This window comes from Oscillibacter acetigenes, assembly GCF_025567605.1.
GTDB classification, from domain to species: Bacteria; Bacillota; Clostridia; order Oscillospirales; family Oscillospiraceae; genus Oscillibacter; species Oscillibacter welbionis.
The window spans coordinates 133267-147389 of the sequence record NZ_JAOQKG010000001.1; the positions used below are offsets into that span (position 1 = coordinate 133267).

Genomic DNA, 14123 nt, shown 5'->3' on the forward strand with positions numbered 1-14123 from the left:
GTTTTTCAGGCGGCTTCGGCCTTCCGGTGCTCCGCATACAACCGGTACCGGAACGGATAGTCCGGGCTTGCAGAACAGCTGGACTGTACCGGCGAACCGATCCACGCAGCTCGCTGCCCTGCCGTATGGGAACCCCGACCGCAGTTTTAAATCCCAATACTCATCAGAATCTGTGCAGCAAGCCACAGCAGCAGCGCGGACACCACAGCCATGCTCCTGGGGTACTTGCCCGCGGCACCGGAGGAGATCCGGTCCAGGATGGAGTGGAGCAGTACCTCACAGATCAGGAACACAGCGCCGCCCAGGATCCCGACCCGCAGCGCGTCCAGCACCGTCGGCACACTGCCGGCGCACAGAGAGAGCACGCCGAACGCCACAGTGCCCACGATCAGCGAGGTTGCCCAAAACCGGTGGTTCTCCCCAAAGAGGATCACCTCCAGGACCAGCGCGAGGAGAGAGAGGGCCGCCAGCGTGGGAATGTCCAGCGCGGGCAGGATGATGTTGGGGACCAGCGCCGCTGCAATCTGGGCGGCAAGACCCGCTGCCAGCAAGGTCACGGAAAGGCAGATGGACGCCGTGCACAGCGGCGATACAATGATCTTTTTCAAGCAGCATCAACCTCCCCACTCTGTCGCAGACGTGCTGACATCTGCACCGGTGACATACGCGCAGGCGGAACTGACGCCACGGGCAACCGCCCGCGAGGTGACGGTGGCGCCGGTGATCGCGTCCACACCACCGCCCACCTCCGCCTCTCCGGAGGTGCCGACGAACTGCACCAGAAAATCAATGTCCGTCAATGCGTTCCGGCCCAGGCCGAAGGTCTCCTCCATGTCCCGGACCACCAGACCTGTTACATGGCCATTGCTGTCCACACCGGTCCACTGGCGGATGGGGCCGGCATAGCCGTCCACAGTGGTCTCTATGATCCAGCCGCCTTCCCCTTTCCAGACGGCCGTAATATTGGCATCGGTCCCCGTGTCCTCTTCCGGGGTGAAGACCGTGCTTCCGGGAAGCAGGGTCTCCATCATCTCCTGTTGCTCCGCTGCGGCGTTTGCGGCCGCGGCGGGAGCCACGGCATTCCCAGCCACTACCAGGATCAGGCCGGCAAGCAGCAGGGAACCGGCACTGACAAGCAGCTCTTTTGCCTTCATCGAAGGCCTCCTTTCCGTTGCGGCGCGCCGAACAGGCGGGTGGGCGTGAAGCGCTCCAGCAGCCAGGACGCGGCATTCATCAGTAAAATCGCGTAGGTGACGCCCTCCGGGTAGAGACCGACGGAGCGGAAGAGCACGGTCAGCACGCCGCAGCCGATCCCATAGAGCACCTGCCCGCCGGGCGTGGCGGGGGAGGTGGCGTAGTCCGATGCCATGAAGAGGGCCCCCAGCAGGACCCCGCCGCCCAGAAGACTGTACAGCATCCACCGAAGCGGTTCCATCGGTGCGAAGGCGAAGCTCAGGACCGCCATCGTTCCGAGATAGCTGACGGGGATCCGCAGCTTGATGACCCCGCGGACCACCAGATATCCGCCCCCGATCAGCAGCGCCAGCGCGGAGACCTCACCGATACACCCACCGATGCTGCCCAGGAACATCTCCGAAAGCGGGACGTCCGGCAGCGCGGGCATCACCATGCTGTGGAGGGGCGTGGCGGCTGTGACCACGTCTGCGGAACGCAGGTCGAGAGGGATGGATGTTCCTGGCGCCACAAAGCGGGTCATGGACGCGGGAAACAGCAACAGCAGCAGGGCGCGGGCCGCCAGCGCGGGATTGAAAATGTTCTGGCCCAGGCCACCGAAGGCAGCCTTCACTACAATGACGGCAAACACCGCGCCCACCGCCGCCATCCAATAGGGCACGGTGGCCGGGAGCGTCAGCACCAGCAGCAGCCCCGTGACGGCGGCCGAGAGATCTTCCACGGTCTGGTACCGGCGGGTAAGCTTGTTCCAGAGCGCCTCGGCCAATCCTGCGGCCGCAATGGATACCGCCGCAAGCAGCAGGCAGCGGAGCCCGAAGAAGATCGTTCCCGCCAGGAGGGTGGGCAGCAGCGCGATCAAAACGTCCAGCATGATCCGCCGGGTGTTGTCGCTGCAGCGGATATGCGGGGATGAAGACATGGCAAACCTCATGATGGTTCCTCCCTTACCCGCTGTTTTCCCTCCCGGATCGCCGCCACGATGGGCAGCTTCCCCGGGCAAGTGTAGGCGCAGCAGCCGCACTCCACGCAGTCCAGAATGCTGTATTGCCGAAGCATTCCCACATCCCGGCAGCGGGAGAAGCGATAGAGGTACAGCGGCTGGAGCCCCATCGGGCAGACGGACACGCACCTGCCGCAGCGGATGCAGGAGGGGTGGGGAGACTCCAGGTCATCGGCGCTGGTCAGCGCCACAATGGCGTTGGTGCCCTTGATTACCGGCGTGGAGAGATCCGCCTGGGAACGGCCCATCATGGGGCCTCCGGCGATGACCTTCCACACATCCCCCTGCAGGCCGCCCGCCGCCTCGATGGCGTGGGCGAAAGGCGTCCCGATGGGGACGATCAGGTTTTTCGGCTCCTTGATCCCGTGGCCGGTGATCGTGACGATCCGGCGGAGGATGGGCTCCCCGTCCGCCACGGCCCGGCATACGCTGGCGCAGGTGGCGATGTTGAAGACCGCACACCCCACATCCTTGGGAAATCCGCCGGAGGGGACCTGGCGGCCGGTGACTGCCTGGATGAGCTGCTTCTCCGCCCCCTGGGGGTAGCGGGTGGGCAGCACGACCAGTTCCACCTCGTCCTGCTGCTTCAGCTTGTCCGTCAGGATCGAAACGGCCCGCTCCTTGTTGTCCTCAATGGCGATCACTGTCCGCCGGGGCTTCAGCAGCTGCCGCAGCAGCCGCAGTCCGCGAATCGCCTGGTCCGCATCCGTGCAGAGTAGGGCGTCATCCGCCGTGATATAGGGCTCACACTCACAGGCGTTGGCGATCAGGGTCTCCACCTTCCCGATGTTCGCCTTGATATCGGTGGGGAACGTGGCACCGCCCATGCCCACCAGCCCGGCCTCCCGAATGCGGCGGATCAAGGCGTCGGCGTCCAGGGCATCCGTGTCGGCGCAGGGCGGGACCGCGCTGTGGTAGGTGTTCTGAAAGTCGTTCTCGATCACCACAGCCAGATGGGGCTGGCCGCTGGGGTGGCTCCGGGGCTCCACGGCCTTCACGGTGCCTGACACCGAGGCGTGAACAGGGACGCACAGTCCCTCGCCGTCACCGATCTTCTGCCCCATGTCCACATGGTCCCCGGCCTTTACCAGGGGCGTGCAGGGCTTTCCGATATGCTGGAGCAGCGGAATGACCACCTCCCGCGGCGGCGGGCAGTCCTCCAGCGGTGCTCCGCTGGACAGCTCCTTGCGCCCCGCGGGGTGGACGCCACCCCAGAAGGTTTGCTTTCGCAGCATATGATCTCACCTCTCCTCATGTTCCGTTTATGAATGAAAATAGGCGTCACAGCCCCCCGTCCAGGAGGCGGAGCCGTCTGCGTAGACCCACAACGCCTCTGCGCCATACGTCTCCAGCAGGATCCGGCCGCTCTCCTCATCCATGATGAATGCCGCCGTGGAGAGGGCGTCTGCCAGCCCCGAGTCCGCGCAGATGACCGTCACGGACCGGTAATGCCGGGCGGGCCAGCCGGTATCCGGGTCTATGATATGGTGGTAGGCGACGCCGTCCACCGTGTAATACCGTTGATAGTCCCCGCTGGTGACCACCGCGCCGCTGGTGATATCCAGGCGCTGGACATACTCCGTGTCGTCCCCATCAGGGTTCTGGACGCCGATCACCCAGGGGCTGCCGTCGGGTTTGGGGCCCGTGACGCAGACGTTGCCGCCCAAACTCAGCACCATGCCCGTCGGCAGTGCGGCGGCCACGGCACCGGCGGCGTACCCCTTGGCGACAGCCCCCACGTCCAGGCGCTGTGCCGGGTCCGTCAGATACACCGTGGAGGCCGCTTCATCCAGCACGACATTGTCAAAGGAGGTATGCTCCAACGCGGCCTGGATAGCATCCTCCTCTGGGAGATAGGCATGCTCCGGGTCGTTGACGGACGCCTCACGGGCCTCGTGCCACAGCAGAAGGACGCTCCCCATGGCGGCATTCACCTTGCCGCCGCTGTCCGCATACAGGTCCCGGCACAGGAGCAGCAGGTCCAGGATCCGCGCATCCACCGTCACCGGGGCGATCCCCGCCTGGTCATTGACGGTCTTGAGGTTGTGGATCCCCTCATAGTCGTTGTAAATGTCGTAGAGCTGGTGGTATTCCAGCAGCAGATCGTGAGCCATCTCCGCCGTCTCTGTAAAGACCTCCTGGCTCTCCGCATAGCCCATGACCGTGGTCACTGTATCGAACACGTCCAGAAAGGTCGCCTGATATTGCTTGGGCCTCGTCTCCACCTCCTCCGGAGCGGCGCAGGCGGTCAGAAGGAGGCAGGGGAGCAGCAGGGACAGCAGCCGGAGCCTCACCGGAGTTTTTCCAGCAGGGCCTGGAAGCCGCCGATGGAGATGGTGACCCTGGAGGCCAGGTCCGCCTCTGCGGGCTTGGTGGCCTCATCCACCGCGATGCCCGCCACCTCGTCCAGGGTCTTGCCGGTGACATAGGCGGCAAAGGCCGCCGCCTGTTCATTCCACTCCTTGCCGATGCTGCTGACGGCGCCCATGCCGTAGTCCGCTCCCCGGTCATTCTTGCTGGGCACCGGGGCGGAGAGATCCGTGAGGAGCTGTCCTTGGCCGTCAAAGCTGACCTGGGCCTGCACGGCGTCGATCACGCAGGAGGTGATGGCATCTCCGTTCATGGTCACGGCGGCGATGTTCACATTGGTCTCCACCATGCCGGCGGCGCCCTCTGGTGCATTGCCGGCGGCCATGGAATTGCTGGTCACCAGCCGCAGCTCATCTCCGGCCTGAGCGCCCAGCGGCTGGGCGCGATCCACCGCCTCCGCGATGGCGTTCTGGAAGCCGCCGATGGAGATGGTGACGCTGGAGGCCAGGTCCGCCTCTGCGGGCTTGGTGGCCTCATCCACGGCAATGCCCAGCACCTCATCGGCCGTCTTGCCCACCACATAGTCCGCCAGAGCCTGGGCCTGCTCGTTCCACTCTTTTCCGATGCCGCTGATGCTGCCCATGCCGTAATCAGCGCCCAGTTCATTTTTGCTGGGCACCGGGACGGTGAGATCCGTGAGGAGCTGGCCCTGGCTGTCAAAATTTGCCTTTGCCTGTACGGCGTCGATCACGCAGTCAGTGATGACGCCCGTCTCATCCACGGTGACGGCGACGATCGTCACATCCGTTTGGATCAGACCGTCCTCCTCTCCCGCACTGGCGCTGGAGGATAGGGAGCCCACCGCATAGAGGCCGGTGCGGAGGCTGCCCTGGCTGTCATGGGACGAACCTTCCTCCGCATCCGCGGAACTCTGGAGAACATCCGCTGTCGTGGCGGGCCGGCCGCTGCAGCCGACAGTTGTAAAAAGAGCTGCTGCGACTAAAATCGCTGTTAAAAATTTTTTCATCCGATTTTCCTCCGATCCTGGGATTGATGCGGCGTAGAGATGAGCTCCCAGAAATGAGCATAGTACTTCTGATTTGTTACTTTTTTATCATATCAAAAAAGCGTGTATCCTGTAAAGTATTTTCAACGAATTCTATAAAAAGTGGAAAAGATATCCGAATTCTTGGAAAGAAGCTGTGAAAATTGAAAGCCTTTCACAAAAGAAACCGTCAAGAAACAATCGCTCCACTCAAAAGGAAAAAGCATTCCGCGTTTTCGGGGGCTTTTCCGGCTTTGTCGCTGTCCGGTGCGGCGATTTTCTGCAATAGAACCGGGAAAAACGATTCAAATTTCTGCGGTATGATATTGCCATTGCCTTTGCGGCGCAACATCCGCCGGGCCTTGACAGTATGTTTCTCAGGGGAATCAAGGGCTCCCGAAGCGAGCTGCCGGGACTCGGAGTGGTCATCAAAGAATGGGACGCCATCACCATGGCGAACCCCAGTAGTGTTCGCATGGAAATCAATGAGGCAAAGAGCGGTGGCGTCTTCGATTCCCGCAATGGGACGATACTGAAAATATGCAGCCTCATTGATGTCGGCGAACATGCCGGCAGTGGCATCGCAATATCTTTCACGTATGGCGCCTGTAATCACAGAGCGGTTTGAGCCGGAGGGGACTCTGCTGGAGCTCTTCCTTAAGAAAAACAGCGATAAGTGTAAGGGTGGAAGAGACCATCATGACATACCTGGCCGATCATTCCGAAGCAAAGCATCGGAAATTGCAGAGTCTATTGGCCTGAAGCCGTCCTGTACAAGAGATTATCTGAATGATCTGATTTCAGGGGGCCATCGTGACCAGGGGCGGGAATCGAAGCTATCAGCTAAAAATGGGACAGTTTAGAGAATATCATCGGAAATGAGACCCTGACAGAAAAAGAGAAGTATTTTTAGAACGACAGCGGTATGGAATTCCATGCCGCTGTTCCGGAAGGAATACAGACATGCACTATCTGAGCCGTTTGAGATGGTATTGAAAGATAGAACCTTTGCGGAATCAAGAACTTGCGTATACGTTTTTCTACATACCGACTTCCGGTACGGCCTCTGGTATCATGTTCGCCGTAAAACGGGAGGAGGCGCGTCCCTTCATAGAAAAACTGGCAGATCCGCGTATAGCTTTTTGGAACTGGAGGAAATCTTACAATTACGGCACTAAAATAACAAGGCCCACAGCGGCAGCTGCCGCTGTGGGCCTTGTTATATTTGCGCATCCGGTAAAATATCGTTGTGAAATCACAAAAGGAGGCATCTTATGACCGAAGACAGACTGACTCCCCTGCAAATCCAGGCATTTGCCCGCCACCTCCGGCTGGAGGAGAAGAGCGAAGCCACTATGGAGAAGTATCTCCGGGACATCCGGGCCTTCGCACGCTGGCTGGACGGGCGGGAGATCAGCAAAGGGTTGAGCGCGGCGTGGAAGGCTCATCTGGTGGAGCGGGGCTACGCCCCCGCCAGCATCAACGCCAAGCTCTCCGCACTGAACAGCCTGCTGGAGTTCCTGGGCCTCGGCGGCTGCCGGGTGAAATTCCTGAGGGTCCAGCGGCGACTGTTCCGGGACGCCGGCCGGGAACTGACGAAGGCGGAGTACCAGCGCCTGCTGGACACGGCGCACCGGCTGGGACAGGAGCGGCTGGGCCTGCTGGTGGAAGCCATGGGGGCCACGGGCATCCGGGTCAGCGAGGTGCGGTATCTCACGGTGGAGGCCGCCCGGCAGGGCAAGGCCGAGATCTCCCTCAAGGGCAAGATCCGCACCATCCTATTGCCGGGAAAGCTCTGCCGGAAGCTGCTCCAATACGCCCAAAAACAAAAAACCGCCTCCGGTGCAATCTTTCGCACCAAAAGCGGAAAAGAGCTGGGCCGCCGGCAGATTTGGGCGGAGATGAAGCGGTTGTGCGGGCACGCCGGGGTGGACCCGCGCAAGGTGTTCCCCCACAATCTGCGGCACCTGTTTGCTATGGTGTTCTACCGGACCAGCCGGGACATCGTCAAGCTGGCGGACCTGCTGGGCCACAGCAGCATCGAGACCACCCGCATCTACCTGGTGACCTCTGGCGCAGAACACCAGCGGACGCTGGACCGGCTGGGACTGATCTCCTAATCACGGAATTCGCATTCCGACACAAATGATCGTGAAAAAATAGTTCGTCCTACATATCAATAGACAAATTTTAGCACAAAGGACAGCTAACCGCAAGGGATTTTGCCGCTTTGGGCAGCAGAAAAAAGCCGGAAAAATGTCAAATTTTGTCCGGCCTTGGTCCCTGCGCCATTTTTTACGCCCGTGCCAGCCGCACGGGCTTTTTTCGCACTTGTTCTGCGGAGCTTCTTGCGCCAGCTTGGTCGGGCGCGGGATGGAATGCGAATTCCGTTGACAGGGGGTGTGAATATGCGGTGCGCGGAGGCAGCCAGGCTGCCAGAGACTGGGGAGCAGACTGGCGCTGTCATCACATCAGAGATGATCCGGTCCTATCTGGAGACACTCTCCCGCCGGGGGAGGAGCCGGAACACGGTGCAGATGTACGGTGCCAAGCTGCGGGCCTTCTATCACTACCTGCCGTCTGACAAGCGGGGGGAGGAGGCCAAGTGCAACCCCTGGTGCCTGCGGAAGTTGTATCTGGCCACTCGGTCGGAGATCGAGCGGAACGTGCGGCTCCCGGCGGAGCAAGCCTATGAGCAGATTCTGGATACGGAGCAGTTGGCTGCCGGATGGACGGAGAATGAGAGCAATTCCATCCAAAAGGATGTTTGCGATAGATATTTTCTCGCCGAGAGTTGTAAAGGAGGAGAAGAGATGAAGAAACGGATCTTATCAGCTTTGATGGTGCTGTGCCTGCTGCTGACACTGCTGCCGGTTTCGACACTGGCGGCAGAGGAGGGGACTGGCGAGTCGGATCCTGCGATCAATCAGGATGGATCGGACTTGCGGAAAGACCCCGCAGAGGAAGGCGGGAAACAGGAGGCCGTGGAAAGTGGGACCGCCGATGAACCGGATGGCCCCAGTGCGCCAAATGAGCCGGGGACTTCAGGGGATCCAGAGGAAAATGAGCCGACAGAGGTTCCGGGAGATCCCCCTCAGGGGCCGGATCCCACGGCCCCCACGGAGCCTGCGGGAGAGCTGGATCCCATAGAGCCTGCTGAGGATCCGGGGACAGTGGTAGAAGAGCCTGTGGCTGAGAACGCGGTGTATGTGTCGGCAGCAGGCGATGATGCGGACGGCACTGGCACAGCAGACGCTCCATACGCCACCTTGGCAAAGGCGGCGGAAGCAGCCCCGGATGGTGCGACGATTTATGTCATGTCAGATGTGGAAATGAACCAAATGGCATGGGTCTGGGAGAAAGAGCTGACCATCACCAGCTATGGTGTTGATCCTGTGACGCTCTCCCGCGGAGAAAATTTTCATACCAACACAGATCCCGCCAGACAGCGCTACAACCCCGCGATGATCGAAGTAGGCGGGGAAACGGAACAAGGGACCGTTTCGTCTCTTATTTTGACCCACATCATTTTGGATGATATGGGCAAATACGAAGGTGAATACTTTGTGCAGGCCGATTCCGAAGGCGATGGAGAGACCACCGTTAGCAGGAGTGAGGTCCCAAATACAAGCATTGTGCAAGACGCCATAATCGCAACTTACAACGGTATGGGTACGATTACTTTGGGGGATGGTGCGGAACTTCGCAACTACGGCGGTATGAGTGCCGTGCGCCTGTCCGGTGGCGAGCTGATCATGGAAGAAGGCAGCGCCATTTTGGATACAACCGAAAACGAACGTGAGAAAGGTGCGTCCGGCAGCTTTGGCCCCGCTGGTGCGGTCTGGCTCCAGGGCGGCATCTTGACCATGAACGGCGGCACGATAGGCGGCGATAAAGGTGTCATGATGAATGGGCGTGCACTCTATGCAGACGGCGGCACCGCTAACATCGGCGGCACCATTCAAAATATTCATGGTACCGATGCGGCCTGGCAGGGGCAGAACGGTGTTGCTGTCCATCTGCGGTCTCACGGTGAAGCTACCCTTGCCAGCACTGGAGAGATCACCAATGTGACCGGCACCAACGCAGGCAATAACTGCGCCATCTGGACCCAATTTTGCAACTTTACCACTAAAGCGGGATCTAAGATTTCTCATGTGGACGGTTTCCAGCTGCTCTATTTTGACGACCTCGACAACAACAACTACAGCCATGAGGTGTACCTCAACGGTACGATCTCAGAATGTGCTTCGGGTTCGGCGAGTCTTTTGCGGTCCTGGTACGGCCAGATCACATTTGGCCCGAACAGCGTGATTGAAAACTGTAGTTCCAGCAGTGCGGGCGGCCTGATCTATTCCAATAACGGCTCCCACTACACATTTGCGGGCACCATCCGCGACAATACCGCCTCTAAAGGCATGATTTATCTTGCCAACCAGGGTGGCGGCGGTGTCATCGCCACGATTGAGGAGACTGCCCATATTGTGGACAACAAGGGTCTTGCCGTTCGTGTGAACAACAGCTCCAATCTCACCATGAACGGCGGTGAGATTGCCCGCAACTCGAGCTACGGTATCCAGATCAGCGGCAAGACCGACTGGACGGGTGTCAGGTTCATTATGAACGGCGGCAAAATCTGCGACAACGGCAGCTATGGTATCTACCATACCGTTGCAGGGAAGTCCCTCGTCGAGATCAATGGCGGCACCATTTCCGGCAATAAGGGATCGAGTGGCAGACAAATCTCCTCCTCCGGCGGTTATGCTGTTGCTGAAACGGAGGAAGGCGCCGGATATGAGTACACCCATGTAAGCGCTGATGTGATGGGGGAACCCCGTACCATATACGTCAGCGCCGGGAAGGTGGAACTTCCTGAGGGCTATGCGGATGTGAACCTGGGCCGCGCCACGAATGAGGCAGTCAACACGCTGAAAGCTGGCGTTGCTAACGAGCACGCCGACTGGACCCCCGTGGGCAGCAGCGCCCTGTGGGTTCAGCCGTCTGCGACTGAGTACAGCTTCGAGCTCGATCCTACTTCCTCCCCTAAGAAGACCGACCTCTATGTGGCCTATGTACAGGTCAATCCGGACGGTTCACCCATTGATGGGGCTGAAGTGGCGGTCGAAGAGGTGGAGAATGCGGAGAAGGTGCCCATCGCTTTGAAGGATCTGACGGCAGGTGCTCCGTATGCGGTGATGCTCTTCAACAACAAGGAGTATACCCTGGCCCCCGATGACATCACCATCTACACCGGCGGCGGTCAGGGCGAGGAGAACTATGACGACGGCGGTTTCCCCAAGCTCACCATCAATGGCAGTGTTGACGTAAAATACACCGGCGACATTACAAGTTTGGAAATCAAGGGTGTGACTATCCCGGCAACGGACGACAAGACCATGCTCGATCAGCTCCTTGAAAACATTGAGGCGGTCTATACCTATGAGGACGGCACTGTCGCCACAGATGATTCCAAGCCGGGCGTGTACACAGTTACCCTCAAATGGAAGAACGGACTTACCAATGAGGACGTTCGGGTGAATGGCAACAATGTAAACCTTGACGGTGCGGGTACACTAATCGTCCGCCATACGCAGGATATTGAGGAAGCGCAGGACGGCGCCAATACATATGTGTTGTTGACCGCAGAGCCCACCAAGGCTGTGATCCACGCCGAGGCGATTGCAAAGACACAAACCAGCTCATGGGGAACCGTGTATCAGCCGTCTTTCTACACCAACGATAACGAAGACTTTGAGATCGAGGATATCGCCGGTATCCAACTCCTGGATGACTCGCTGCTGATTGATGATGACGGCACGGACCGCCAGGCTCTGCTGGAACAAAAGGCAGAGGATTCTGATCTTCTGAATGAGTTGTCCGATGGCAAAACCTACCGCTACGACTTTCACTACCTGGATCTGGTGGACGCCTACAACGGCAACGCCTGGGTTTCTGCCAGCTATGGCACCACAATCTATTTGCCATATCCCGACGGTGTGACAATGGATAACGCAAATGACCTGGATGTACAGGTCATCCACTTTCCGGGCCTGCACCGGGAATATGGCATTGCCGGTCAGGCCGAGGTGACGGATGCCATTGAAGCCTGTGAGCCGGAGGTTATAACCGCTGAATTTGACGCCAATGGTATCGAATTTGATGTGGACCGTTCCGGATTCTCTCCTTTCGCTGTTGTCTGGCAGGAGAACGCGCAGACCTTCACTATCACCGCCTCCGCCGGTGACGGCGGCTCCATCAGCCCCCGCGGCAGCGTTGCTGTGGCCGAGGGTGCGGACAAGATTTTCACCATCACGCCGAACGGCGGCTATACCATCGCCAATGTGAAAGTGGATGAAAAGAGCGTAGGAGCAGTCGATAGCTATACATTTACGGATGTTAATGCAAACCACACCATTTCTGCAACCTTTGCCCGCGATAGCTCCGGAGACGGTGGCGGCCATGACAGCGATCCCTATCTGAGGTTCGACTCCAATGGCGGCACCCGCTTCGACCCCATCGATGAAGACGGAAGGAGCTTCTCCCTCAATGTGTACGATGATGAGGAGTACGGCGCCCACATCCCCACCCGGCCCGGCTACCGTTTTACCGGTTGGTACAAGGACAGCCGCCTGACCATACGGGTGGACGAGGATGAGACTCTGCGGGTGACCTCCTCCGTGACGCTGTTCGCCGGCTGGACGGAGACCTCCGTGCCCGGCATGCTGAACGGCGACGACCACTACGCCTACATCCAGGGCTATTCTGACGGCTCTGTGCGGCCCAACGCCAATATCACCCGGGCCCAGGTGGCCACCATCTTCTTCCGCCTGCTGGACGAGAATGTGCGGGACGACAATCTCACCACGTCCAACGCCTTCCCGGATGTGAACGAGGACTACTGGGCCAACACGGCCATCTCCACCATGGCCCGGCTGGGCGTCATCAACGGCCGCAACTCCGGCCTGTTCGACCCCGACGCTAACATCACCCGCGCCGAATTCGCGGCCATCTGCGCCCGGTTCGACGACAGCGGCGTCGCCGGCGTCACCACCTTTACGGACACCGCCGACCACTGGGCGGAGGACGAGATCAGCCGCGCCGCGGCGCTGGGCTGGATCCAGGGATACAGCGACGACTCCTTCCGGCCCGACCAGTACATCTCCCGCGCCCAGGCGGTGACCATGATCAACCGGGTGCTGTGCCGCCTGCCGGAGGACACGGACGATCTGCTCTCCGGCATGAACACCTGGACCGACTGCCACGAGAGCGACTGGTTCTACCTAGCCATCCAGGAGGCCACCAACTCCCACGACTTTGTCACCAAGGACCGGGTCTATGAGAGCTGGACCGACCTGAACCGTGCTCCCGACTGGAGCCGGTACGAGTAAGGAACTCAAAAATCAATTTGACAGAAAGCCCGGGCAGATTTTTTCCGCCCGGGCTTTCTGTATTACGATAGAAAAGTGGATATCGCTACGGCTTCTAAGCGCCATAAAAACAAGTGCCAAATAGAAAAGCGGATTGCCCAGGCGCAATATAATAAAGAAGGACGGATAAACAGAAGTAGGTGAATCAAATGGCAATGAGAGCAGCCTGACATGAGGCGCGGCTTGAAACGTGGAAGAAGCAGATAGAAGGTTGCCGAAACAGGGGGAGACGAGTAAGTGAATGGTGCTTGGAACACGGTGTCGGCCCAAAGATATACCAGCGGTGAGAGCGGGAGCTGTACGGCATAAACAGCGAAAACCAAAACAGGCAGAAAGAGGGGCGGATGCCGGAAGCAGCGCCGGTATTCGCGGAAATTACCGCCTCGGAATTGCGTGGGAGCCGAGGCAGGGTGATTGCCGGGATTAAAACCGGAGCAGTTGAAGTGGGGATTTACATCCGAGCAGACAGCGCGGCCGAGGCAGCGTTGTGCTGGGGGCTGAGGGATGCTGAATGACCTTGCGGGAGCAGGGCAGATTTATATTGCCTGTGGGTATGCGGCTTTGCGACATTGGTACAGCAGAAGTTCCGTTTAGCTCCGTTCAGCGGTACGCTGTTTTTGCCCTGTGGTTATAGGCAGGACTGGATCAAGAGGCTTTATTGGGAAGAGGATGGATTTGCGCTGGTCACGAAGCGGTTGGAGGCTGGAAGCTTCCAGTGGCCTCGGAACAGCGCAGAGGCTCGGAGGTTAAGTTACCAGCAGTATCCTTAATTGTCAAAAGCATTGAAAATGACAACTTTCCGGGTAATTTTTAGCCACCAAATTTGCAAAAACAAGACCAATACACAGATGAACAGCACGGAGATGGTAACGCTCTCCCGTGCGGAATAGGATGAACTGCTTCGAAAGAGCGCGGGGTATACGGAACGAAACCGGAAGCTGGAATGGCTGATGGAACAGGTGCGTCTTGCCAAAAGAAAGCCTGTGGGCATTCTCTGAACAGATGAAAGAGGAATTGGCGGGTCAACTGAGCCCGATACTTGATGAGACGGAGGCATGGTTGTCTATCAGAGCTGCTATAAGGGGAACCGCGGCAGAGCCCCATATCCGGCAGGAGCGGTCCCTACAAGTGGAGGAGCTTCCGCCCG

10 protein-coding genes are annotated in these 14123 nt (G+C 59.2%); 3 read left to right on the forward strand and 7 right to left on the reverse strand.

Annotation, left to right across the window (positions count from 1 at the left end; genetic code table 11):
- Positions 1–146: 146 nt before the first annotated feature.
- From OCV80_RS00685 to OCV80_RS00715, 7 genes are all read right to left on the reverse strand, one after another.
- Complete coding sequence (locus OCV80_RS00685; RefSeq protein ID WP_025544081.1) at positions 147–608, reverse strand: hypothetical protein; 462 nt, start codon at positions 606–608, stop codon at positions 147–149.
- A 6-nt stretch (positions 609–614) separates the two neighbouring features.
- Positions 615–1154 (reverse strand): FMN-binding protein, encoded by a 540-nt coding sequence (locus OCV80_RS00690; protein ID WP_021751592.1) that lies wholly within the window; start codon positions 1152–1154, stop codon positions 615–617.
- Positions 1151–2113, reverse strand: coding sequence for an RnfABCDGE type electron transport complex subunit D (locus OCV80_RS00695; protein WP_256264766.1), 963 nt, complete (start codon positions 2111–2113; stop codon positions 1151–1153). The genes OCV80_RS00690 and OCV80_RS00695 overlap by 4 nt, the downstream gene beginning before the upstream one ends.
- 8 nt (positions 2114–2121) lie before the next feature.
- Entirely contained in the window at positions 2122–3429 is a 1308-nt protein-coding gene (gene rsxC / locus OCV80_RS00700) for an electron transport complex subunit RsxC (RefSeq protein WP_136891065.1), read from the reverse strand.
- Positions 3430–3456: 27 nt separating this feature from the next.
- Positions 3457–4488: an FAD:protein FMN transferase gene (locus tag OCV80_RS00705; protein WP_136891064.1), complete on the reverse strand. Its 1032-nt coding sequence runs from the start codon at positions 4486–4488 to the stop codon at positions 3457–3459.
- A complete protein-coding gene (locus OCV80_RS00710; RefSeq protein ID WP_267288145.1) occupies positions 4485–5531 on the reverse strand; it encodes a hypothetical protein in 1047 nt (348 codons plus the stop codon). Before OCV80_RS00710 ends, OCV80_RS00705 begins: the two co-directional genes overlap by 4 nt.
- 208 nt (positions 5532–5739) lie before the next feature.
- The gene (locus tag OCV80_RS00715) at positions 5740–6117 is read right to left on the reverse strand and encodes a hypothetical protein (RefSeq protein ID WP_136891063.1); all 378 of its coding nucleotides are present in this window, start codon (positions 6115–6117) and stop codon (positions 5740–5742) included.
- Between the two features lie 706 nt (positions 6118–6823).
- Here OCV80_RS00715 and OCV80_RS00720 point away from each other — a divergent pair.
- From OCV80_RS00720 to tnpB, 3 genes are all read left to right on the forward strand, one after another.
- Positions 6824–7669, forward strand: coding sequence for a tyrosine-type recombinase/integrase (locus OCV80_RS00720; protein WP_025544085.1), 846 nt, complete (start codon positions 6824–6826; stop codon positions 7667–7669).
- A gap of 288 nt (positions 7670–7957) precedes the next feature.
- On the forward strand, positions 7958–12937 hold the full coding sequence (locus tag OCV80_RS00725; RefSeq protein ID WP_267288146.1) for an S-layer homology domain-containing protein: 4980 nt from the start codon (positions 7958–7960) through the stop codon (positions 12935–12937).
- Between the two features lie 608 nt (positions 12938–13545).
- Positions 13546–13746 (forward strand): IS66 family insertion sequence element accessory protein TnpB, encoded by a 201-nt coding sequence (gene tnpB, locus OCV80_RS16495; protein WP_353866948.1) that lies wholly within the window; start codon positions 13546–13548, stop codon positions 13744–13746.
- The last annotated feature ends 377 nt before the right edge of the window (positions 13747–14123 follow it).